19 protein-coding genes, 1 pseudogene and 1 riboswitch are annotated in these 19,257 nt (G+C 61.3%); of the genes and pseudogenes, 10 read left to right on the forward strand and 10 right to left on the reverse strand.

From position 1 onward, the window contains the following. Positions 1-147: 147 nt before the first annotated feature. Both gltX and uvrB read right to left on the reverse strand, forming a co-directional pair. Entirely contained in the window at positions 148-1,629 is a 1,482-nt protein-coding gene (gltX, locus tag E4P00_RS24450; RefSeq protein ID WP_005789780.1) for a glutamate--tRNA ligase, read from the reverse strand. A gap of 186 nt (positions 1,630-1,815) precedes the next feature. Next, entirely contained in the window at positions 1,816-3,831 is a 2,016-nt protein-coding gene (uvrB, locus tag E4P00_RS24455; protein WP_078821857.1) for an excinuclease ABC subunit UvrB, read from the reverse strand. Between the two features lie 343 nt (positions 3,832-4,174). Between uvrB and E4P00_RS24460 the strand changes: the two genes are divergently transcribed. Both E4P00_RS24460 and E4P00_RS24465 read left to right on the forward strand, forming a co-directional pair. Beyond that, a complete protein-coding gene (locus tag E4P00_RS24460) occupies positions 4,175-5,371 on the forward strand; it encodes an amino acid aminotransferase (protein WP_223019002.1) in 1,197 nt (398 codons plus the stop codon). A 101-nt stretch (positions 5,372-5,472) separates the two neighbouring features. Beyond that, positions 5,473-5,682 (forward strand): hypothetical protein, encoded by a 210-nt coding sequence (locus tag E4P00_RS24465; RefSeq protein WP_005789784.1) that lies wholly within the window; start codon positions 5,473-5,475, stop codon positions 5,680-5,682. Between the two features lie 106 nt (positions 5,683-5,788). Here E4P00_RS24465 and E4P00_RS24470 read toward each other — a convergent pair whose 3' ends face one another. Continuing rightward, on the reverse strand, positions 5,789-6,661 hold the full coding sequence (locus E4P00_RS24470; protein WP_032881274.1) for a LysR family transcriptional regulator: 873 nt from the start codon (positions 6,659-6,661) through the stop codon (positions 5,789-5,791). 103 nt (positions 6,662-6,764) lie between these two features. Between E4P00_RS24470 and E4P00_RS24475 the strand changes: the two genes are divergently transcribed. Then, entirely contained in the window at positions 6,765-8,156 is a 1,392-nt protein-coding gene (locus E4P00_RS24475) for an aldehyde dehydrogenase family protein (protein WP_078821859.1), read from the forward strand. An 18-nt stretch (positions 8,157-8,174) separates the two neighbouring features. Here E4P00_RS24475 and E4P00_RS24480 read toward each other — a convergent pair whose 3' ends face one another. Next, complete coding sequence (locus E4P00_RS24480; RefSeq protein ID WP_032880234.1) at positions 8,175-8,480, reverse strand: protealysin inhibitor emfourin; 306 nt, start codon at positions 8,478-8,480, stop codon at positions 8,175-8,177. Between the two features lie 29 nt (positions 8,481-8,509). Beyond that, complete coding sequence (locus tag E4P00_RS24485) at positions 8,510-9,571, reverse strand: M4 family metallopeptidase (RefSeq protein ID WP_248133210.1); 1,062 nt, start codon at positions 9,569-9,571, stop codon at positions 8,510-8,512. Positions 9,572-9,707: 136 nt separating this feature from the next. Between E4P00_RS24485 and E4P00_RS24490 the strand changes: the two genes are divergently transcribed. The 4 genes from E4P00_RS24490 (at position 9,708) to E4P00_RS24505 (ending at position 13,741) form a co-directional block, all read left to right on the forward strand. Beyond that, the gene (locus E4P00_RS24490; RefSeq protein ID WP_248133211.1) at positions 9,708-10,637 is read left to right on the forward strand and encodes a DNA/RNA non-specific endonuclease; all 930 of its coding nucleotides are present in this window, start codon (positions 9,708-9,710) and stop codon (positions 10,635-10,637) included. Positions 10,638-10,659: 22 nt separating this feature from the next. Next, positions 10,660-10,854: riboswitch (cobalamin riboswitch) on the forward strand. Between the two features lie 114 nt (positions 10,855-10,968). Beyond that, positions 10,969-11,979 (forward strand): ABC transporter substrate-binding protein, encoded by a 1,011-nt coding sequence (locus tag E4P00_RS24495; protein WP_078821862.1) that lies wholly within the window; start codon positions 10,969-10,971, stop codon positions 11,977-11,979. Then, entirely contained in the window at positions 11,976-12,980 is a 1,005-nt protein-coding gene (locus tag E4P00_RS24500) for an iron ABC transporter permease (protein WP_248133212.1), read from the forward strand. Before E4P00_RS24495 ends, E4P00_RS24500 begins: the two co-directional genes overlap by 4 nt. Next, positions 12,977-13,741, forward strand: a complete 765-nt coding sequence (locus E4P00_RS24505; RefSeq protein WP_248133213.1) for an ABC transporter ATP-binding protein — start codon at positions 12,977-12,979, stop codon at positions 13,739-13,741. The genes E4P00_RS24500 and E4P00_RS24505 overlap by 4 nt, the downstream gene beginning before the upstream one ends. Positions 13,742-13,894: 153 nt before the next feature. Here E4P00_RS24505 and E4P00_RS24510 read toward each other — a convergent pair whose 3' ends face one another. Genes E4P00_RS24510 through E4P00_RS24520 form a run of 3 tightly spaced genes read right to left on the reverse strand, consistent with a single transcriptional unit; the run spans position 13,895 to position 15,745 of the window. Continuing rightward, on the reverse strand, positions 13,895-14,386 hold the full coding sequence (locus E4P00_RS24510) for a GNAT family N-acetyltransferase (protein ID WP_248133214.1): 492 nt from the start codon (positions 14,384-14,386) through the stop codon (positions 13,895-13,897). Beyond that, the gene (locus E4P00_RS24515; RefSeq protein ID WP_216091823.1) at positions 14,376-15,305 is read right to left on the reverse strand and encodes an alpha/beta hydrolase; all 930 of its coding nucleotides are present in this window, start codon (positions 15,303-15,305) and stop codon (positions 14,376-14,378) included. The genes E4P00_RS24510 and E4P00_RS24515 overlap by 11 nt, the downstream gene beginning before the upstream one ends. Then, the gene (locus tag E4P00_RS24520) at positions 15,305-15,745 is read right to left on the reverse strand and encodes a TspO/MBR family protein (protein ID WP_003192600.1); all 441 of its coding nucleotides are present in this window, start codon (positions 15,743-15,745) and stop codon (positions 15,305-15,307) included. The genes E4P00_RS24515 and E4P00_RS24520 overlap by 1 nt, the downstream gene beginning before the upstream one ends. Positions 15,746-15,909: 164 nt before the next feature. Between E4P00_RS24520 and chrA the strand changes: the two genes are divergently transcribed. Further along, positions 15,910-17,109 carry a chromate efflux transporter gene (chrA, locus tag E4P00_RS24525; RefSeq protein ID WP_248133215.1) on the forward strand — a complete coding sequence of 400 codons (1,200 nt, stop codon included), beginning with the start codon at positions 15,910-15,912 and terminating at the stop codon, positions 17,107-17,109. Between the two features lie 8 nt (positions 17,110-17,117). Here the strand turns inward: chrA and E4P00_RS24530 are convergent, their stop codons facing one another. Continuing rightward, positions 17,118-17,681 (reverse strand): nucleotidyltransferase family protein, encoded by a 564-nt coding sequence (locus E4P00_RS24530; protein WP_216091825.1) that lies wholly within the window; start codon positions 17,679-17,681, stop codon positions 17,118-17,120. Positions 17,682-18,111: 430 nt separating this feature from the next. On the opposite strand from E4P00_RS24530, the gene E4P00_RS24535 reads away from it, so the two are divergent. Both E4P00_RS24535 and E4P00_RS24540 read left to right on the forward strand, forming a co-directional pair. Then, the gene (locus tag E4P00_RS24535) at positions 18,112-18,345 is read left to right on the forward strand and encodes a DUF6124 family protein (RefSeq protein WP_228308735.1); all 234 of its coding nucleotides are present in this window, start codon (positions 18,112-18,114) and stop codon (positions 18,343-18,345) included. 305 nt (positions 18,346-18,650) lie between these two features. Next, positions 18,651-18,893 (forward strand): hypothetical protein, encoded by a 243-nt coding sequence (locus E4P00_RS24540; RefSeq protein ID WP_248133216.1) that lies wholly within the window; start codon positions 18,651-18,653, stop codon positions 18,891-18,893. A gap of 153 nt (positions 18,894-19,046) precedes the next feature. On the opposite strand, the pseudogene E4P00_RS24545 reads toward E4P00_RS24540, so the two are convergent. After that, a pseudogene (locus tag E4P00_RS24545) lies at positions 19,047-19,133 on the reverse strand (integrase); the annotation flags it as partial. Positions 19,134-19,257: the final 124 nt, after the last annotated feature.

Genomic DNA, 19,257 nt, shown 5'->3' on the forward strand with positions numbered 1-19,257 from the left:
TCATCGGTGAGGACGGGGCGAATCTTAATGGCGGTTTGGAAACGTGTCAAATTTATTTTCAACAATTTTCAAAATTTTTTGCCGGGATAACAATCACTTACCGACGAAACCCCGGAAAACCGGGGTTTCGTCACTGCAACGGCCTGCTTAAGCGATGGCGCCCAGCAGCTTTTCCCATTCCTTGTTTTCTTTCTTCGACACACCACCAAGCAAATCAAGGGCTTGGCGCAGGCGGAAACGGGTCAGGTCCGGGCCGAGGATTTCCATCGCATCGAGCACCGACACCGAACTCGCTTGCCCGGTGATCGCGGCAAACATCAGCGGCATGGCATCGCGCAGTTTCAGCTCAAGGGATTCCACCACCGCCTGGATCGTGGCCGTGATCGCATCTTTTTCCCACTGACGTAGGCTTTCGAGCTTCCACAGGATCAACTGCATCAGTTGGCGAACCTGGTCGCCGGAGAGCTTTTTGGATTCAAACAGCTTGGCATCCGGGTTCACGCCGCCGGCAAAGAAGAAACTGGCCAAGGGCGCGACCTGGCTGAATGTCTCTACCCTGCCCTGCACCAACGGCGCAATCTTCATCATGTACTCGGGGTTCAACGCCCATTGCTGCACGCGGCTGGCAAACTCTTCCACGGGCAAGTCACGCAGCCACTGGCCGTTGAGCCACGACAGCTTCTCGATATCGAAGATCGGCCCGCCGAGGGAGACACGGGAGAGATCGAAGTTGTCGACCATTTCCTGCAACGAGAATTTCTCCCGCTCGTCCGGCATCGACCAGCCCATGCGGCCCAGGTAGTTGAGCATCGCCTCAGGCATAAAGCCCATGCGCTCGTAGAACGTTACCGACGTTGGGTTCTTGCGCTTGGACAGCTTGCTCTTGTCCGGGTTACGCAGCAGCGGCATGTAGCACAGCTGCGGTTGCTCCCAGCCGAAGTATTCGTACAGCAGGATCAGTTTCGGCGCCGATGGCAGCCACTCTTCACCGCGCAGCACATGGGTGATGCCCATCAGATGGTCGTCGACCACATTGGCCAGGAAGTACGTCGGCAAGCCGTCGGTCTTCATCAACACTTGCATGTCCATGCGGTCCCACGGGATTTCGACGTCACCGCGCAGCATGTCCGGCACCACGCACACGCCTTCGCTCGGCACTTTCATGCGGATAACGTGGGGTTCGCCAGCCGCCAGGCGTGCGGCCACTTCCTCCTTGGACAACAACAGCGCGCGACCATCGTAGCGCGGGGTCTCGCCACGGGCCTGTTGCTCGGCACGCATCTGGTCCAGCTCTTCGGCGGTGCAGAAGCACGGAAAGGCGTGGCCCATGTCGACCAGTTGCTGGGTGTATTGCTTGTAGATGTCGCTGCGCTCGCTCTGGCGATACGGACCATGCGGGCCGCCGACGTCCGGACCTTCAGCCCAGGTAATGCCCAGCCAGCGCAAGGCATCGAAAATCTGCTGTTCCGACTCACGGGTGGAGCGCAGTTGATCGGTATCTTCGATCCGCAGGATGAATTCACCACCATGCTGCTTGGCAAAGCAGTAGTTGAACAAGGCGATGTAAGCAGTACCGACGTGGGGATCCCCAGTAGGCGATGGCGCAATGCGCGTGCGGACGGTGGTCATGGCAGGTCTCGAATGGGCGATAAAACTGAAAATTGAAACAAGGGGCGAATGGTAACAGCCTGGGTGATTTCTGGAAAACCGCGGCACGGCTATCGGGAGCAAGCCCCCTCCCACATTTGACTGTATTCACAAATCAACATGTGGGAGGGGGCTTGCTCCCGATGAGGCCAGTAAAGCCAGTGCAAATCAGACAGTCAGCAACCGCTCGCGCAACTTGCCAATCTCATCCCGCGTCTGCGCCGCCGCCTCAAACTCCAGGTCCCGAGCCAGCTGGTACATCTTCTCTTCCAACTGCCGAATCCGCTTGGTGATCTCACTCGGCGAGCGCAGTTCGTTCTCGTACTTGGCACTTTCCTCGGCAGCCTTGGCCATGCCCTTGCGCTTCTTGCTGCGCGAGCCGGGCACGGTGGCGCCTTCCATGATGTCGGCAACGTCCTTGAACACGCCCTTGGGGGTGATGCCGTGTTCCAGGTTGAACGCGATCTGTTTGTCGCGACGACGCTGGGTCTCGCCAATCGCCCGCTCCATGGAGCCGGTGATGCGGTCCGCATACAGGATCGCCCGGCCATTGAGGTTACGCGCCGCCCGGCCGATGGTCTGGATCAACGAGCGCTCGGAGCGCAGGAAGCCCTCCTTGTCCGCATCCAGAATCGCCACCAGCGACACTTCGGGCATGTCCAGACCCTCACGCAGCAGGTTGATCCCCACCAGCACATCGAAGGTCCCCAGGCGCAGGTCGCGGATGATCTCTACCCGCTCCACGGTGTCGATGTCCGAGTGCAGGTAACGTACGCGCACGCCGTGGTCGGCCAGGTAGTCGGTCAAGTCTTCGGACATGCGCTTGGTCAATGTGGTAACCAGCACCCGCTCTTCCAGGGCCACACGCTTGTTGATCTCCGACAGCAGATCGTCGACCTGGGTCAACGCCGGGCGGATTTCAATCTCCGGGTCCACCAGGCCAGTAGGTCGCACCAACTGCTCGATCACGCGACCAGCGTGCTCGGCTTCATAGTTGCCGGGCGTCGCCGACACAAAGATGGTCTGCGGGCTGATGGCCTCCCACTCGTCAAAGCGCATTGGCCGGTTGTCCAGCGCCGACGGCAGGCGGAAGCCGTACTCCACCAGGGTTTCCTTACGCGAGCGGTCGCCCTTATACATGGCCCCCACCTGCGGCACGCTGACGTGGGATTCGTCGATCACCAGCAAGGCGTCCGGCGGCAGGTAATCATAGAGGGTCGGCGGCGGCGCCCCGGATTCGCGACCCGACAGGTAGCGCGAGTAGTTTTCGATGCCGTTGCAGTAGCCCAGCTCCAGGATCATTTCCAGGTCAAAACGGGTGCGCTGCTCAAGGCGCTGGGCTTCCACCAGCTTGTTGTTGGAACGCAGGTACTCCAGGCGCTCGGCCAACTCGACCTTGATACCCTCTATGGCGCCCATCAGGGTTTCACGCGGGGTCACGTAGTGGCTTTTCGGGTAGAAGGTAAAGCGTGGCAGCTTGCGGATCACCTCGCCGGTCAACGGGTCGAAGGCCGACAGGCTTTCGACTTCGTCATCGAACAGCTCGATGCGGATCGCTTCCAGGTCGGATTCGGCCGGGTAGATGTCAATCACATCGCCGCGCACCCGGAAGGTGGCGCGGGCGAAGTCCATGTCGTTACGGGTGTACTGCAGGCTCGCCAGGCGGCGCAGCAGTTCGCGCTGGTCGAGTTTGTCGCCTCGGTCAACGTGCAGCACCATCTTCAAGTAGGTTTCGGGGCTGCCCAGACCGTAGATGCACGACACCGTGGTGACGATGATCGCGTCCTTGCGCTCCAGCAACGCCTTGGTCGCCGACAGCCGCATCTGTTCGATATGGTCGTTGATCGATGCATCCTTCTCGATAAAGGTATCGGAGGACGGCACGTAGGCTTCTGGCTGGTAGTAGTCGTAGTAGGAAACGAAGTACTCAACCGCGTTGTTGGGGAAGAACGCCTTGAACTCGCCGTAAAGCTGCGCGGCCAGGGTCTTGTTCGGCGCCAGCACCAGGGTCGGGCGGTTGGTCTGGGCGATCACGTTGGCGATGCTGAAGGTCTTGCCGGAACCGGTCACCCCAAGCAGCGTCTGGTGCGCCAGGCCGGCCTCGATGCCTTCGACCATCTGGCGAATGGCTTCCGGTTGATCGCCGGCGGGTTCAAAACGGGTAACGAGCTGGAAATCCGACATAACGTACCTCGTGAAGTCACCCCAGACTCGACACCGCCAGGGACGAAATAGCTCAGCAACCCGCGAATAATCATCGCAGGTTGCAGGAAAAAACCATGATAGCTGTAGAAGTGGTGGCGAATGTGACGGGTTTCAAGGCTGACGTCCTACATGTCCTTTCCCTTCAAGGTTGCAATAAGACTAACGGTCAGCAAATAAACCGAAAAACTTGGCCGAAAAGCCATTTCGGCTGTCGCCCTGCGCGGTGATGGCCTCTATACTAGCTCCCCGTTTGTGCACCGCTCTAGTGCATTCGGCTGGAGCGCGACACGTCCCTCCCTTCCCCCATAGAGCTGCCGCAAAAATGAGCCTGTTCTCCGCTGTCGAAATGGCACCACGCGATCCTATCCTGGGCCTCAACGAAGCATTCAACGCCGATACACGAACCACCAAGGTCAACCTTGGCGTGGGCGTTTACTGCAACGAGGAGGGGAAGATTCCACTCTTGCGTGCCGTTGCCGAAGCGGAAGCCATTCGTGTGGCGCAACACGCCGCCCGTGGCTACTTGCCGATCGACGGCATCGCGGCCTACGACCAGGCCGTGCAGAAGCTGCTGTTTGGTGCGCAGTCGCCCCTGCTGAGTGCCGGCCGTGTGATTACCGCCCAGGCCGTCGGCGGCACTGGCGCGCTGAAAATCGGCGCAGACTTCCTCAAGCAACTGCTGCCCAATGCCGTTGTCGCCATCAGCGACCCAAGCTGGGAAAACCACCAGGCGCTGTTCGAAAAAGCCGGTTTCCCGGTGCAGACCTACCGTTACTACGACGCGGCCACCCATGACGTGAACCGTGCCGGCCTGCTCGAAGACCTCAACGCCCTGCCACCACAGTCCATCGTGGTGCTGCACGCCTGCTGCCACAACCCGACCGGCGTCGACCTGAGCCCGGCCGACTGGCAAGACGTGCTGGAGGTGGTCAAGGCCAAGAACCTGGTGCCGTTCCTCGACATGGCCTACCAGGGCTTTGGCGATGGCATCGACGAAGACGCCGCCGCAGTGCGCCTGTTCGCTGAGTCGGGCCTGACCTTCTTTGTGTCCAGCTCGTTCTCCAAGTCGTTCTCGCTGTATGGCGAGCGCGTAGGCGCGCTGTCGATCGTCAGCGAGTCCAAGGAAGAAAGCGCGCGCATCCTGTCCCAGGTCAAGCGCGTGATCCGCACCAACTACTCCAACCCGCCCACCCACGGCGCGGCCATCGTTGCCGCAGTGTTGAACAACCCTGAGCTGCGCGCTCAGTGGGAAGCCGAGTTGGCCGAAATGCGCCTGCGCATCCGCGGTATGCGCGAGCAGATGGTGGCCGAGCTGGCCAAGGCTGCGCCAGGTCATGACTTCAGCTTCGTCGGTCGCCAGCGTGGGATGTTCTCCTACTCCGGCCTGACCGTTGAGCAAGTCACACGCCTGCGTACCGAGTTTGGCATCTATGCACTGGACACCGGGCGTATCTGTGTGGCGGCGCTGAACCAGTCGAACATTGGTGCGGTGACCAAGGCGATTGTCGAGGTGCTGTAAGCCGGCAAGCGTTAGACGAAGGGGGAAGCCATTGGCTTCCCCCTTTTTATTGGCGAACACACTAGACTGAACGTCGACTGCCTCCTTGCTGCGAGAACCCTATGAGAAACGATGACCTGGACCTGCGCGCCGACCGCGACGAATTGCACGACTATGCCCCACGCGCACCGCAAGCCAAGCGCCAGAAGAGCCTGGTGCTGCAAGTGGCGCTGGGAGTATTCCTCGGTGGGTTGGCGTTATGGCTGGTACAACTGGGCGCGACGGCAATCATGGCCAAGCTGGCCATGGGCACCCTGCAATTTGGCGGCTGATGCAAGACACCTGTGGGAGCTGGCTTGCCTGCGATAGCGGCGGTTCAGTTAAAGATTCATTGACTGACACACCGCTATCGCAGGCAAGCCAGCTCCCACATTTGATCTAGGATGCTGGCAGATTGCGTTCTTCCAGCAGTTTTACGAAACTGTTCAAACTCTGCGAAACCGTGCCCCGCCGCCAGATCAGCCAGGTATTGAGCAGTCGAAAGCTGTCCGTCAACGGCCACACACTCACCGCCGCGCACCCCGGCATACTCTCCAGCATACTGCGCGGCATCAGCGCCAGCCCGGCCCCGGCGCTGACACAGGCCAACATGCCATGGTAGGACTCGATCTCGAAGATCTTGCCCGGCACCGCGCCATCCTGTGAGAACCAGCGCTCGAAGTGGTGCCGGTACGAACAGTTGGAGCGAAACGTATAGATGTTTTCGCCATTCACATCCTGCCCCCGGCTGATCGACGCGTGATGCAGCGGCGCGATCACCACCATCTCCTCCTCAAACACCGCCACACCCTCCAGCGTGGAGTGCAGCACCGGACCATCGACAAAGGCCGCCGTCAGCCGGCCCGACAGCACGCCTTCGATCATGGTGCCCGAGGGGCCCGTACTCAGGTCCAACTCCACCTTGGTGTATTGCTGGTTATACGCCGCTAGTAACGCCGGGATACGCACCGCCGCCGTGCTCTCCAGCGAGCCCAGGGCAAAGGCGCCTTGGGGCTCCTCCCCCGCCACCGTGGCGCGGGCTTCCTGCACCAGATCGAGAATGCGCCGCGTATAGCCGAGGAAATTCCACCCCGCAGGGGACAAACGCAATCGACTCTTCTCACGGATGAATAACTCCACGCCCAAATCCTGCTCCAGTTGCTTGATGCGCGTGGTGAGGTTCGACGGCACCCGATGAATCAACTGTGCGGCGGCGCTGATGCTGCCTTGTTCGGCAACCGCCTTGAAGATTTCCAGCTGCACCAGATCCAAGTCATTCTCCATTCATGAACGTATTGCTTAATATTATTCAGTTTCAAGAAAAGATACAGCCCCGTACCCTGGCCGTCATTCACTCTTTCAGCCGGACGGTGCCATGAACGCTATTTCCCACCAGACCCACGCCTTGTCGATCAACCCCGCCAACGGTGAAACCGTTGCCAGCTACCCCTATGAAAGCGCAGCACAACTGGATGCCGCCCTCACCCGCGCGACCGGTGCCTTCCGTACCTGGCGCCACACCCCGGTGAACCAGCGTGCCGACTATCTGCTGGCCCTGGCTGTCGCCCTGCGTGAGCAAGCTGAAGACATGGCACAGATGATCACCCTGGAAATGGGCAAGCCTATCGCCCAGGCCCGCGCCGAGATTGAAAAATGCGCCCAGCTCAGCGAGTGGTACGCCGCCCACGGCCCGGCCATGCTCGCCCCGGAACCTACCTTGGTGGACAACGGCAGCGCCCGGATCGAATACCGCCCACTGGGCCCGATTCTCGCGGTGATGCCGTGGAACTTCCCGGTGTGGCAAGTGCTGCGCGGCGCCGTGCCGACCCTGCTCGCCGGCAACACCTATGTACTCAAACATGCGCCCAACGTAATGGGCAGCGCCTACCTGATCCAGCAAGCGCTGCGCAAAGCCGGTTTTGCCGAAGGTGTGTTTGAAGTGATCAACGTGACCCAGGACGGCGTGTCCACCGCCATCGCCGACCCGCGCATCGCCGCCGTGACGCTCACCGGCAGCGTTCGCGCCGGTATTGCCATCGGCTCACAGGCCGGGGCCGCGTTGAAAAAAAGCGTGCTGGAACTGGGTGGCTCCGACCCGTTTATCGTGCTCAACGACGCCGACCTCGACGCCGCCGTACAAGCCGCCGTCATCGGCCGCTTCCAGAACAGCGGCCAGGTCTGCGCAGCCGCCAAGCGCTTGATCATCGAAGCAGGCGTGGTTGAAGCCTTCACCGCCAAATTCCTGGAAGCCAGCCGCGCCCTGGTGATGGGCGAACCCACCTCGACCGCCACCTATATCGGCCCCATGGCGCGTTTTGATCTGCGTGACGAACTGCACGGCCAGGTCCAGGCGACCCTGGAAGAAGGCGCCAGGCTGCTGCTGGGCGGCCATAAAGTCGCGGGCGCGGGCAATTACTATGAGCCGACCGTACTAGCCGACGTCACCGACCAAATGACGTCGTTCAAACAGGAACTGTTCGGCCCCGTGGCGTCGATCATCACCGCCCGCGACGCCGACCACGCCGTGGCCCTGGCCAACGACAGCGAGTTCGGCCTGACCGCCAGCATCTTCACGGCCGACTCGGCAAAGGCGCGAGCGGTCGCCGACCAGCTGGAAACCGGCGGGGTCTTCGTCAACGCGTTCAGCGTGTCAGACCCGCGGGTGGCGTTTGGCGGCGTAAAGAAAAGCGGGTTCGGTCGCGAGCTGTCGCACTTCGGTGTACGCGAGTTCTGCAATGCGCAGACGGTGTGGCTGGATCGTAAGTAGCCTGCCAGCCTTGGCGCTTCAACAATTAATATGTCGTCGCACGCACTGCACCAAACCATCCAGGGCCTGGGATTTTACCGGCGCGAGCACACAGACCGTGTGCTCGCGCGCGCCTTCCGTCACTGTCAGGGTGTAATGCACCTGGCCGGGGTTGCCTGGTTCAGGGCGAGTGCTTTGCGGCAACCGAAAGAAACCCGAGTCTTCGATCAGTTGCCGTAACTCTTGCTGGTCCTGCTCGGGCAGCGCGTCCAGTTCGACGCTGCGCGGTTTGGCCAACCCTGGAAAAAACGCCGCCCCGCCGCTTTCCTTGATTGAAATTCGCATGGCTGTTCCTCGCCGCACAGGCGGCTTCGTCAAACGTTAATGCCCACCGCTTTCCAGCCTGCCTTGACCGCCTTCTGCTCATCCTTGTTTACGCCATAAAGCTGACCGGCAATATCATGGGTGATACGCGCAAAACGCAAAAAGCCGGAATTGGGCCGCAGCCGCGAATCGCGCAGTGCGTCATACCAGATCCGCCCTGCACGCTCCCAGGCGAACCCGCCAATCTTGGTCGCCACCTGATAGAACGCGTGGTTGGGAATGCCGGAATTGATATGCACGCCACCATTGTCCTCGTAGGTTTGCACAAAATCATCCATATGCCCCGGCTGCGGGTCTTTGCCCAGCAGCTTGTCATCAAAGGCGCTGCCCGGGGCTTTCATCGAACGCAGAGCGGTGCCTTTGATCTTTTTGGTAAACAGCCCCTTGCCGATCAACCAGTCGGCGTCCTCGGCCGTTTGCTTCAGCGCGTACTGCTTGATCAACGAACCGAATACATCCGACAGCGACTCGTTCAGCGCGCCGGACTGGTTGAAGTACATCAGCTTGGCCTCATCCTCGGTCACGCCATGAGCCAACTCATGGCCAATGACGTCGAGTGCCACGGTGAAGCGATTGAACAACTGCTGGTCGCCATCGCCGAACACCATCTGGGTCGAATTCCAGAACGCGTTGTTGTAGTCCTGGCCGAAGTGCACCGTGGCGTCCAGCGCCATGCCCGCATCGTCGATGGAGTTGCGGTCGAATACCTGGTCAAAAAAATCGAAGGTCGCGCCCAGTCCATCATAGGCTTCGTCCACCGCGGCATCGCCACTGGCGGGCTGCCCTTCACCGCGAATCAGCTTGCCGGGCAGGCTATCGGTGTTTCCGGCGCTGTAGATCGAGCGTTGCTTCTCGGCGCCCATGGCCAGTGCCATGCGGGCCGGGCCCTTGGCGGGTACCGCGACCATACGCAACGACCGGAACGTGCTGTCCTTGGCGCGCGTGCGTAATGCGACCTCCCGCTGGGCTTTATCCCCGTGGCGGGCGATCTGGTCGAGCATGTACGGCGGGATCAGGCAGAAAATCGGGTTGCGCAGTTGGCGAACACACATGAGCTGGCTCCTTTTTGGCGTGTGATGAACGTCCGGGTAACGGTTTTCAGGATAGCCCTGTGTTCGCCCCCTGGGCCAAATTGTCATGAGTTTGTGTTTCAGTGGTGTTTATCCGAGGCCCATAAGGAACATGCCCATGCCCGCCCGCACAGCCAAAATCGACCTTTCCCACCGCCCAAGGCTCGCCGACCTGCGTCCATTGGTCGCGGCCAGCCCCACCCTGCTGGAAGCCAGAGCCGCGACGCCGCGTGTCACAGCGGCCAAGGACTTCAAAAACCGCGCGGGCTATGCCGACGATTTCCTCAGCGATTTCGTGGTGCCATGGCCCACGGTTGGCGAGCCACTGGCGGGCGACGTGCAACCCAAGCGCCTGGACTACACGCATTTCTCCATCACCATGTCGCGCTCCCGACGATTGGCGCTCTACGTGGGGGTCAATATCGACGGCGCCAAGCATGTGGACATCACGCGCAGCAACGACACCTGGGCCTACGATGGCCGCCTGCCCCTGGACGCCCAAGTAGGTGAAGACCTCTATGCCGGCAATGGCCTGGACCGCGGCCACTTGGTACGGCGCCAGGACCCCAACTGGGGCGACGAGGCGAACACCGCCAACTTCGACACCTTTCACTTCACCAACTGCTCCCCTCAAATGAGCGGCTTCAACCAGAAAACCTGGCTGGAGCTCGAAGACTACATCCTCGACAACACCCAGCGCTGGAAAGCCCGGGCCACGGTGTTTACCGGGCCAGTGTTCGCCGATGACGACCGGCTTTACCGTGGCGTGAAAATCCCCAAGGCGTTCTGGAAAGTGGTGGCTTACCTCAGCGACGATGGCAAGCCCTCGGCCAGTGCCTACACGATTGACCAAAGCCGCGAACTGGGCCAACTCGACCTGGTATTCGGCCCGCTTCGAACCTACCAGCGCAGTGTGATTGCGATCGAACAACTGACCGGCATCCGCTTCGCCAACCTGGCCGACTACGACGGGTTCAGCAACGAAGAGCGCGCCACAGGCACCCGGATCGAAGCGCTGATCCGCGGGCCGCAAGATATTCGACTCTGATTCGCGCCTACAGGGCGCGATCGCTTACCATACCGCCGCCGGTTCCCGTATGGGACTAACAGGGAATTCGAAACGCCGCACGCGACGTGAACCGAAACTGCCCCCGCAACTGTAGATGCCGAGCCTGCTCCCCACTGCCACTGGACCGCGTCCGGGAAGGCGGGAACAAGGCGACGACGCATCAGTCAGGAGACCTGCCGGCCCAGCTAATTCACTAACCGGCGGGGTGTCCGGGAAGGACATCCTGGCCCTGCCCATCAGCAGCGTCCATGGGCGTATTTCCGAGCCGTACCTCCCCTGCTGCATCTACGGTTCACAAGGAGATCGCCTCATGCTGCCACGCGTTACCGCCCTGATCGCAGGCTTGGGTATGTGTGCCCTGGCGCAAGCCGCGCCCACTCAGTACCCGTTGACCGTGCAAAACTGCGGCAGCACCCTGACCTTCCAGCACGCCCCCGCCCGCAGCGTGACCATCGGCCAAGCCGCCACCGAGATGCTCTACGCCCTGGGCGTGGGCGACAAGGTGGTCGGCACTTCGCTGTGGTTCAACAACGTGGCGGCGCAGTACAAGGCCCAGGACGACCGCATCGAGCGCCTGGCCAACAACGAGCCAAGCTTCGAAGCCGTACTCGCCAAGCGCCCGCAACTGGTGGCCGCCGAGCTGGAATGGGTGGTAGGGCCCCAAGGCGTGGTCGGCACCCGTGAGCAGTTTCATGAACTGAAGATCCCCACCTACCTGTTGCCGTCCGACTGCGAAGGCAAGGACAACCTGGTGGGCGCCGATGGCACCCGGTTGGAGCCCTTTCGCATCGAGACGATCTACCAGAGCCTCCAGCAACTGGCGCAGATTTTCGACGTACAGGATCGCGGCCAGCAACTGACCGACGAACTCAAGGCGCGCCTGGCCAAATCCGTCGCTACGGCGCAGGGCAAAGGCTTGAAGCAGGCCAGCGCACTGGTGTGGTTCTCCAGCGCCGAAATGGCCAGCGACCCTTACGTAGCCGGCCATAAGGGCGTGCCGCAATTCATGCTGCAAACCCTAGGCCTGCGTAACGTCGTGCAGTCCGATGAAGAGTGGCCCGCCGTCGGCTGGGAAACCATCGCCAAGGCCAACCCCACCTTCCTGGTGATCGCACGCATGGACCGCCGCCGCTACCCGGCCGACGACCATGAAAAGAAACTCGCCTTCCTGCGCAGCGACCCCGTGACCCGCAACATGGACGCGGTGAAGAACAACCGCATCATCATCCTCGACGCCCTGGCGTTGCAGGCGAGCCTGCGCACCTTCGAAGGCCTTGAACAACTGGCCGCCGCCATCGACGGCTATAACCTGGGCCAATGATGCGCACCCTACTCGCCCTGGCGTTGCTGCTGCTCGCCCTCCTCGCTGGCGTCACCATCGGTGAAACCGCCATCGAACCGCAGGTGGTGCTGCAGGTGCTCGCCAATAAACTCTGGGCCGCCGGCTACGTACTGGACCCCATCGACGAAGGCGTGGTGTGGAACTACCGCCTCACCCGTGCTTTGGTGGCCGCAGCTTGCGGCGCAGGGTTGGCAACGTGCGGCGTGATCCTGCAATCGCTGCTGCGTAACCCGCTGGCCGACCCGTACCTGCTGGGCATCAGCGCCGGCGCGTCAACCGGCGCGGTGCTCGTCGCCTTGATCGGCGTGGGCGGTGGCTTGGTGTCGTTGTCGGCGGGCGCGTTTGTGGGGGCGATGGCGGCGTTCGCGCTGGTGACCCTGCTCGCACGGGCCAGCGGATCGTCCAGCGGTACCGGGCAGATCATCCTCGCGGGCATCGCCGGCTCGCAGTTGTTCAATGCCCTGACCGCGTTCCTGATCACCAAGTCCGCCAGCTCCGAACAAGCCCGCGGCATTATGTTCTGGCTGCTGGGCAACCTCAGCGGCGTGCGCTGGCCGTCGGTGTGGTTGGCGGTGCCGGTGGCGGTCGTGGGGCTCGCGGTGTGCCTGTGGCACCGTCGCGCACTGGATGCGTTTACCTTCGGCAGCGACTCGGCGGCCTCCCTCGGCATCCCGGTGCGCCGCGTGCAATTTGTGCTGGTGGCCTGCGCTGCGCTGGTGACGGCGGTGATGGTGTCCATCGTCGGCTCCATCGGGTTTGTCGGTTTGGTGATTCCCCACGCGGTGCGCCTGTTGCTTGGCACCGGGCATTCGCGCTTGCTGCCAGCCAGCGCCTTGGGTGGCGCGCTGTTTTTGATCGCTGCGGACGTGCTGTCGCGCACCTTGATCAAGGGCCAGGTGATTCCGGTGGGTGTGGTGACCGCATTGGTGGGCGCGCCGGTGTTTGCGCTGATCCTGATTGGCCGGAGGAATGCGCGATGAGCGTGCTCAGTTGCAGCGGCCTGGGCTTCAAAGTGCGTGAGGCGCAGTTGCTGCGTGACATTGACCTGGACGTGCAGTTGGGTGAAACCCTCGGCATCGTCGGGCCCAATGGTTCAGGCAAATCCACCCTGCTCAAATTGCTGGCTGGATTACGTGTGCCGGCCAGCGGCGATGTTCGCCTGGGTGGCAAGTCGCTGGGTGAGTTGCCGCGCCGCACCATCGCGCAACAATTGGCGGTCGTGGAGCAACAGGCCGACACCGACGACGCCATTCGCGTGTTCGATGCCGTGGCCCTGGGCCGCACGCCGTGGCTGTCGGCGCTGAGTCCGTGGTCGCGCGAAGACGATGCCATCGTGCACCAGGCCCTGCACGACGTAGACGCCACCCACCTGAGCCAACGCGCCTGGCGCAGCCTCTCCGGTGGCGAGCGTCAGCGCGTACACATCGCCCGCGCCCTGGCGCAACGGCCGCAGATTTTGTTGCTGGACGAGCCGACCAATCACCTGGATATCCAGCATCAACTGGCGATCCTCAAAGGCGTGCAAGGCTTGCCGGTGACGACCTTGATTGCGCTGCATGACCTGAATCAGGCGTTGACCTGTGATCGCCTGGCCGTACTGGATCGCGGGCACCTGGTGGCGCTGGGCGCGCCGCTGCAAGTGCTGACGCCGCAGCGTTTGCAAGAGACCTTCGGGGTGCAGGGGCATTACCTGACAGACCCGTTCGACGGTGCGCAAATCCTGCGTCTGCGCTCCAACTGAACCTGTAGGTTGGAGCAGCTTGTTCTGGTGACAGCCTGACAGCCAACTGTGATCAAAATGTGGGAGGGGGCTTGCTCCCGATGTCGGTGGGTCAGTCATAGATGTGTTTGCTGACACTCCCTCATCGGGAGCAAGCCCCCTCCCACATTGGTTCTACAGAGGCAGGTGCATATGGGTTGTTTGCCAGATCGGGTCGGCCTCGACATCCACCACTTCGAACCCCTGCCGCCACCAGAAATCAATCGCGCCGGGCAGAAACGGATGGGTGTGCAAGTACATCACCTCCACGCCATTCGCCCGCGCCAGCGCCTCCAGCGAGCGGTACAACTGGCCCGCCAGGCCCAAGCGTCGCACTGCCGGGAGCACATACAGGCGCACCACTTCCACCGTCTTGCGACCCTGATAGTTCAACTGCGGGAAGCGGCCGTCGTAGGGCCGATAAGCCACCGAGGCAACTATCCGGCCTTCGGCACGAGCAATCAAAAACCGCCCGCCGCCCTCAAGATAGATGGTTTCAAACTGCGCCAGATCCTGGGGTACTCCGGTGGCACTGAGCGACGGAAACAGTTCATCACGCGCCTGCAAAGCGAAGCTCAGCACCTGGGGAATGTCAGCGGCCTGCACCGCCTCGATACTAACGCTCATCGCCAAGGATCCGACCCGCTATCCACTGGCGAGCGTAAGCCAACACGCGATCGGCCATCGCCACCTGAAAATGAATAAACCCATGGGCCGCTTCCGGCAGTAGATGGGCCTCAACCGCCGCCCATCGCTCGGCGATAAGCAGGGTGTCATCCTTGAGCGGGTCCAATTCGCCCACGAACATCAGCGCTGGCGGCAGCCCCTCAAAGTCCCCATACAAAGGGGACAACGGCGGCTGCCGGCGCGTCTGGTCGCTGATCCCCGGCGTCAGCAGGCGCAGCGCCTGGACCATGCCCGGACCGTCCAGCAACAAGGTGCCCGGACCGGCCGTGCGCACACTGGGCGTGCCGGTCAAATCGTAGACGCCGTAATACAACACCGCGCCGCTTACCCGCTGGAGTAACTCGGGCCATTGCTTGAGCGCCAACAAGGTGGCCGCCGCCAAGTGCCCGCCGGCCGACTCGCCAACGAAAAACACCGGCAAACCGGCAAACTCCGGGCAGTCCGCCAAAAGCCAGCGCGCAGCCGTCAGGCAGTCGTCCAGCAACCCTTCGATCGGCGTATCCACCGCCAGCCGATAATCCACCGACACCACCGCCACATCGCAAGCGTTGACCATGCCGAGGTTAAGGTCGTCATTCATTTGCGCATTGCCGATCACCCAGCCACCGCCGTGGATATCCAGCACCACGCCTTTGAGCTTGCCACTGGGGCGCAAGATGCGCACGGGCACCGTGCCCAGCCTTTTCAGCTCAACCACGGGCGCCTTCTTGAACGTCTGGCTGGCGCGTAGCAGTGCCTGGATCATGCGCGGCGTCACGCGGTTGCGGATTTTAAAGCGCGGCATCCACGCCAGTTTCTGATTGAAGCGGCGCATCTGGGCCAGTTCGGGCTCACTGGCGGGCCAATGCTGGTAAGCCATCAGCGATTATTACGCAGGATCGAGAAGTTCAACGCCGCGGCCACGCACAGCCACGCCAGATACGGGAACAGGATCAGCCCGGTAATCAAATCCAGGCGCACGGCCAGCACCACCATCGCTGCCACGGTGAGCCACAAGAGCACGATAATCACCATCCCGGCGAACAACCGATGGGCCCCGAAGAACACCGGCGTCCACAGCGTGTTCAATGCAATCTGCGCCGCCCACAAGGCCAACACCATTTCGCTGCCGGGGATCAGGGTCAAGCGGTAACCGGCCCAGGCCAACAGCAGGTAGATGATCGTCCATGCCACCGGGAACAGCCAATTGGGCGGGGTAAAGCTGGGCTTGACCAGGGATTCGTACCAGGCACCGGGTTTGAAGATCACACCGGTACTGGCGGCGGCGGCGCAGGCGAGCAGGAAGATGAAAAAGGTCATGGTCGGTCCTTGAGGTCCTGTGGATGGAAAAACAATGCACTGCTTTGAGTGACTCAAGCAACCGCGGATAAATTCAATGGGAGCAGCAAAATACCCGCTCTTCTGCGCGTCATGAAAATTGGTTATGGTCGGCAACATCCAGCATCGTTGCCCGAGACGCCCCCTTGCCTCAGCTTGCCGATCACCGCAGCAGCCCCTGGTCAGTGTTCCTGATCTTCCTGCGCCTGGGCCTCACTTCCTTCGGCGGGCCGATTGCGCACCTGGGCTATTTTCGCCAAGAGTTCGTCAGCCGCCGCCGCTGGCTCAGCGAGCGCAGCTATGCCGAACTGGTCGCCCTGTGCCAATTCCTGCCCGGCCCGGCCAGCAGCCAGGTGGGTATCGCGTTGGGCCTGTCCCGCGCGGGTTACCGGGGCGCGGCGGCAGCCTGGGCCGGGTTCACCTTGCCGTCGGCCATCGCCCTGATCCTGTTTGCCCTGGGGCTGGCCCACTACGGCGGCGCCCTCCCCCATGGCGCGCTGCACGGCCTCAAGGTCGTCGCCGTAGCGGTGGTGGCCCAGGCCGTATGGGGCATGGCACGCAACCTGTGCCGAGGCGTTTTACGGGTGGCGTTGATGTTGATCGCCGCCTGCGTGGTGCTGCTGCAACCCTCCGCCTGGGCTCAAGTCGGGGTCATGGTGGTCGCAGGCGTGGCCGGCCTGTTGCTGTTCAAGCCCGAGAGCAGTGCCGAGCCCGACGCGCTGCCCATCGCCATCAGCCGCCGTGCCGGAGCCCTGTGGTTGATGCTGTTTTTGCTGCTGCTTATAGGCTTGCCACTCCTCTCCGCATGGGCGCTCAACCCCACGCTGGCGCTGGTGGACGCCTTCTACCGCACCGGCGCGCTGGTATTCGGCGGCGGCCACGTAGTGTTGCCGCTACTGCAAGCCGAAGTGGTGCCCAGCCACTGGGTCAGCAACGATGTATTCCTCGCCGGTTACGGCGCCACCCAGGCTATGCCCGGCCCGCTGTTCACCTTCGCCGCCTTCCTCGGCGCCTCCATGACCCACGCCCCGAGCGGTTGGCTTGGCGGGGTGATCGCGCTGCTGGCGATCTTCGCCCCCTCGTTTCTACTGATCTTCGGCGCCTTGCCCTTCTGGGCCAACCTGCGCAAAAGCCCGCGCACCCAGGCGGCGCTGGCCGGGGTGAACGCGGCGGTGGTTGGCCTGTTGTTGGCGGCGCTGTACCAACCGGTGTGGACCAGCGCGATTTTCAATGTGTATGACGTGGCGTTGGCGCTACTCGCACTGGTCGCGTTGATGGTGTGGAAGCTGCCGCCATGGCTGGTAGTAATAGGTTGCGGCGTACTCGGGGGGTTACTGGATTTGTGAGCGGGGGCTCAGCCCGGCTCGACAATCTTGAGCCACGGCCAACGCGCCTGATAACTCCTGGCCTTGTGCAAAAACAGCTCGGGCTCTGCGTGCAAAGGGTTGATCCGCAACACCCCCTGCTCCACATCCTCCAAGCCATAAGGCGCATACACCTCGCCGGAGGCAATCTCCAGCGCAATGCACGTGCCCGCCACCAGGTACCGATCAACGCCCTGCCTGGCCGAATGCAACTGTGGATAGGGCCGGCCAAACCGCTGCCCATACCAAAGGTGCACCCGCGCCTGATTCCTGACCTCCACATTCACCCCCAGGTCTTGGAATAGCACCTGCGCCGCACGAATTACCGCGTCTTCCGCCTCGTAGGACAGGTCCTCGTCAAAGTAAAAAACGTCATAGTCCTTCACGCCCTGAGCCGCCGGCAGATTCGCCTGATGGTTCCACACCGCCTGGAACAAACAGCCCGCCGTGAGCATGCACTGCTGCACACCCAGATCCGGCAGGCGCGCGGTGATTTGCGCATTGATAGGGTTGGCCATGGCCAATTCGAGCAAGGTGTCGACAGTCAATGTCATGTTCAGTCCTCCATTGTCAGCGCCAACCATAACACCGGAATATGGCACTTCTGTAGGAGCGAGCTTGCTCGCGAAAAACCCAAACGATAACGCAGCGCCTGAAGGCAAAATCCGATTTCCCTGCCGCACCTTGCTCCATTGCCTACGCGTGCGTCAGAATCCGCCGGCTTGTGCGCTGGGGTGGCCGTCTCTAAGGTGGCTCGGTCGCTGAATTGTTCAGTGATTCGGGTTTAGTAGCCTGAAGGTTAATCCAGACAACGTGCACAAGCTTCATCGATCAGACATTGCGTCTGTGTTTGATGGTGGCTGTGCGCAGGGCACCTTCGGGTGCGCCGGCTTCGTTTGGATTCCCCGGTCTACTAACCTGCGCACAGCCGCCACCCTTATGTTTAGTAGCTAAAGGATGATGGCCCTAAACAGGAATTCAAACATGCTCAAATCAGATTCAAGTGCCCTCTTCAACGTTGCCCCCAACGCCAGCAACGAAACCCTCATCACCAACAGCTACGAAACCTTCACCAGCGTCAGCACCCTGCTGCTCGAACTGTCCGAAGACCTCAACGGCAAACACCGCGACATCGCCCTCGCCATCCACCAACTGAGCGAACTGGGCGTACTGCTTACCGCCAGACTCCTCGACCGCGAAGTGCCGTGCCCCGGCTGATGATCAGTTCTTCAATTCATTAGGCCGATGACTCGCCGCGTCGTTGTAAGCCACGTACAGCGACTCGGCGATTTGTTTTCTGATGGCATTGGGGGATTCAGCCTCGGCACAAAGCTCTTTACGATGACGAGGGCGACAACTGCTTTCGGCCATTAACTGCCTCTCCCAACCGGACGCTTTCGGCCAGAAGCGGACGTCCAGCCCACGACTTTCTTCAGGGAGAAGCTGCCAACAGGAAGGCAATCTTGAAAAGGATATAAACTCGCCTGGCGGTGTCCCAGACGTCAACATACGGAAATAGATTCGTGCAGATTCATATTATCTACACCCGAACAGTCATGTTGCTCTCCAAGCATCCTTACCAATCATGGAGAGAAATTCAAAATCAGTACCCTGACTACATGACTTCGCTCGGCCCTTGGGAAGAAGCTACGGTCATCGAATACCTTGCAGATGAATACCCAGAACTTTCCCCGCATCCGCAAGAGCAAGTCAATGCGTTCATAGCGGATACTCAAGTGGCAAGAGTGCTTACTTTTGCCGCGTAAATCGTCTTAGCGAGCATTCTCAAAAGCTCGCACTCGACGTCCGCTTTGGGTCGGAAGCCGCCGTTAGCGATGGTCTGTCGTCGACCGTCGCTATACATGGTCAAACCTCAGTCTGTTCCGCCATTTCCAGGGCGTCATCGACCTCAATCCTCAGATATCTCTCAGTCGGAGTGGGGTTTTCTGCCCGACCAGTTTTCCTTTGTTCCAGGGCTGACATCTGCAGGTAGCGATGATATTCATGACAAGTCCTCCACGTGTGGAAGGACAAGGATGGCTAATCGGAGCAACGGTCGCTAACCGGCCATAAGCGTACGCTCAAGACTGGTCAGCTTTCGGCCAGATGCGGTCATTCTGTGTCTAGGAA

Source organism: Pseudomonas sp. B329, assembly GCF_023127835.1.
Classification (GTDB): Bacteria; Pseudomonadota; Gammaproteobacteria; order Pseudomonadales; family Pseudomonadaceae; genus Aquipseudomonas; species Aquipseudomonas synxantha_A.

Excerpts from the sequence above, each read along its gene's own strand:
- E4P00_RS24480 (WP_032880234.1), bottom strand. The coding sequence starts at position 8,480 with ATGCGAATTTCAATCAAGGAAAGCGGCGGGGCGGCGTTTTTTCCAGGG.
- E4P00_RS24515 (WP_216091823.1), bottom strand. The coding sequence starts at position 15,305 with ATGGCTTACCAGCATTGGCCCGCCAGTGAGCCCGAACTGGCCCAGATG.
- E4P00_RS24485 (WP_248133210.1), bottom strand. The coding sequence starts at position 9,571 with ATGTGTGTTCGCCAACTGCGCAACCCGATTTTCTGCCTGATCCCGCCG.
- E4P00_RS24465 (WP_005789784.1), top strand. The coding sequence starts at position 5,473 with ATGAGAAACGATGACCTGGACCTGCGCGCCGACCGCGACGAATTGCAC.
- E4P00_RS24520 (WP_003192600.1), bottom strand. The coding sequence starts at position 15,745 with ATGACCTTTTTCATCTTCCTGCTCGCCTGCGCCGCCGCCGCCAGTACC.
- E4P00_RS24530 (WP_216091825.1), bottom strand. The coding sequence starts at position 17,681 with ATGACATTGACTGTCGACACCTTGCTCGAATTGGCCATGGCCAACCCT.
- E4P00_RS24460 (WP_223019002.1), top strand. The coding sequence starts at position 4,175 with ATGAGCCTGTTCTCCGCTGTCGAAATGGCACCACGCGATCCTATCCTG.
- E4P00_RS24475 (WP_078821859.1), top strand. The coding sequence starts at position 6,765 with ATGAACGCTATTTCCCACCAGACCCACGCCTTGTCGATCAACCCCGCC.
- E4P00_RS24505 (WP_248133213.1), top strand. The coding sequence starts at position 12,977 with ATGAGCGTGCTCAGTTGCAGCGGCCTGGGCTTCAAAGTGCGTGAGGCG.
- uvrB (WP_078821857.1), bottom strand. The coding sequence starts at position 3,831 with ATGTCGGATTTCCAGCTCGTTACCCGTTTTGAACCCGCCGGCGATCAA.
- E4P00_RS24500 (WP_248133212.1), top strand. The coding sequence starts at position 11,976 with ATGATGCGCACCCTACTCGCCCTGGCGTTGCTGCTGCTCGCCCTCCTC.
- E4P00_RS24510 (WP_248133214.1), bottom strand. The coding sequence starts at position 14,386 with ATGAGCGTTAGTATCGAGGCGGTGCAGGCCGCTGACATTCCCCAGGTG.
- E4P00_RS24490 (WP_248133211.1), top strand. The coding sequence starts at position 9,708 with ATGCCCGCCCGCACAGCCAAAATCGACCTTTCCCACCGCCCAAGGCTC.
- gltX (WP_005789780.1), bottom strand. The coding sequence starts at position 1,629 with ATGACCACCGTCCGCACGCGCATTGCGCCATCGCCTACTGGGGATCCC.
- E4P00_RS24495 (WP_078821862.1), top strand. The coding sequence starts at position 10,969 with ATGCTGCCACGCGTTACCGCCCTGATCGCAGGCTTGGGTATGTGTGCC.
- E4P00_RS24535 (WP_228308735.1), top strand. The coding sequence starts at position 18,112 with ATGCTCAAATCAGATTCAAGTGCCCTCTTCAACGTTGCCCCCAACGCC.